Source organism: Microbacterium sp. 13-71-7, from assembly GCF_002257455.1.
Classification (GTDB): domain Bacteria; phylum Actinomycetota; class Actinomycetes; order Actinomycetales; family Microbacteriaceae; genus Microbacterium.
Genome location: NZ_NCKN01000388.1, coordinates 1 through 1,967, shown reverse-complemented (window position 1 = coordinate 1,967; position 1,967 = coordinate 1). Strand labels below are relative to the sequence as shown.

Genomic DNA, 1,967 nt, shown 5'->3' with positions numbered 1-1,967 from the left:
GTTGCCGAGTTCTGCGATGTCGCCACGGTCCTCGGCGAGCAGCTGTGCACGTTCGAGCTTCTGACGGGCACGCCGGTCGCCGGGAAGGGTGCCGCAGATGTCTGCATTGTCCGCCCGGATGGACTGCGTATCGCGGTGGAGATGACAGCGAGCATTCCCGGTCAGTCCGTGGAACGCAAAGTCGACCGGTGGTGCGAGATGCTGAGCAGGACACCGGTGCAGGATTCCGGTCTCGTCGTGCTGTTCGTGAACGCCCCTCATCAGGATGCGTCGCAGGCTGCGGTGACGTATTCGCTCGATGTGGTGAAGAAGGCGATTTCCGGGTCCGTGCGCCGGCACCCGGGAACGGCGAGCAGCCCGACCGCAGAACGCATCGGCGTGGTGTCCTGGCAGGCCCTGTTCCCGTCTGCGGGGCAGGTCTCATCCGACTTCCCGACACTGCCGGTGACACGACCGACGGGCCGCGGCTACCTCATGGGCGGGGACGACCTGCACCTGTGGGAGCGCGCTGACCTGCTCGACCCGGGGACGCTCCCCCTTGCACCGAATGCGGCACGGGACGCCATCGTCGACAACGCCCGCGTACTCCGCGGCACCCCGTTCTTCTTGCGGGGCGATGGCGGCCCGGACCTGACCGCGCTCGCGGTCCGTAACGCCGGCATCACCGTCGCCTGACAGCCTCGTTTTTGCAGGGTACGGGGCATGAGCCCTGACCGTTTCAAGAACGAACACGACACCATCGGCGCCTTCTTCGGCTCCGTAAGAGGCCTGGTCATCACCGGCGTGGTCGTCGTCGCTGTCCTCGTGTCCCTCGTCGTCAGCATCGTGAACGGCTGACCACGCATGGTCACCGAATACGGCACCCCGGCGTCCAGCCTGCAGAACTCAGGCTTCCTGGGGGCGGGTGGCGAGGGACGCGCCCGTGCGGGAAGTGTCGGTGAGCAGAAGGTCGCTGGCATCCTCCGCACCGCGCTTCGACACAGCCCGGCCACGCTTCTGCATGACCTGCGCATCCCGGATGCCCGGGGCGCGAACATCGACCACGCGGTCATCTCCGGCCGAACCGTCACCCTCGTTGACGCTAAGAACTGGGTGGGCGGAACGTACTGGACGCTCGGGGGCCGGACCCGCCGGGGGCTCACCGCGACCCCGCACGTGGACAAGCGCACCCTCCCGCTCGCGGTCGCCAAACTCGACCGGCTGTTCCTCAGTCGTGGTGTCACCGTGAAGTTCACGATGCCGCTCATCGCTGTCATCTCCAGCAACGGCGTCCCGCTCCGGTTCATGTTCGCTCGAGCCCAGGAGGCCCGCCTCATCCCCGCTGAGCGTCTCGCCCACCAGTCGTTCGGCCGCAAGCCCGCCGACCCCGCCATCGTCAGCATTCTCCGCACCCTGCAGAACTGAGCCTGTCCTATGCCCGCGCCCCTCATCATTGTCATCGCCGTGCTCGCCGCCGGCGTCGCCGCGTTCTTCCACTATCCGGGCGCGGTGCTTGTCGTCGCCGGCATCGCCTTCGCCGGGTTCTCTTACCGGTCACCGGAGCTCGCTCGCGGCCAGGACCCGGACCCGAAGGAGGCGAACCGTTCGCGCCGGTGGCGGGAGCTTCGTTTCGCTGCCCTCCCGAACAGGGATTGGTTGCTGAACTCCCCGGATTCCCTCCCTGCATTCCGCCAGCGTGGGGCCCGGCTTCTCCCGAAGGCGTCGAAGGTCGGTGAGGCCATCGGCAACATCGCCTGGATGGTGATGCCAACGAGGTTCCTCAGCGTTGTCGCCGCCACCGCCGCGCTCGCCTTGCTCACCCTGCCCGTTGACGGCATCGAGGGCCTCCTCACCCTGCCCGCGTGGGTTGGGTGGGTGAACGCCGCGCTCGCCTACGGCATCATCGCCGGATGCGACGGGGCGGTACGGCGGACGGCGACCCTGCACGACCCGTCCCCTGGTGTGCCATTCAGCGCGGCCACGAAAGA

3 protein-coding genes and 1 pseudogene are annotated in these 1,967 nt (G+C 67.9%); all 4 read left to right on the top strand.

All coding sequences use genetic code 11. The annotated features are described in order from the left end of the window. A pseudogene (locus tag B7X32_RS20620) lies at positions 1-675 on the top strand (hypothetical protein); the annotation flags it as partial. A 27-nt stretch (positions 676-702) separates the two neighbouring features. Next, complete coding sequence (locus B7X32_RS20615) at positions 703-837, top strand: hypothetical protein (protein ID WP_292724042.1); 135 nt, start codon at positions 703-705, stop codon at positions 835-837. A 6-nt stretch (positions 838-843) separates the two neighbouring features. Then, on the top strand, positions 844-1,404 hold the full coding sequence (locus B7X32_RS20610; protein ID WP_292724040.1) for a nuclease-related domain-containing protein: 561 nt from the start codon (positions 844-846) through the stop codon (positions 1,402-1,404). Between the two features lie 9 nt (positions 1,405-1,413). After that, a partial coding sequence (locus B7X32_RS20605; protein ID WP_292724038.1) for a hypothetical protein occupies positions 1,414-1,967 on the top strand: 554 nt, incomplete at its 3' end.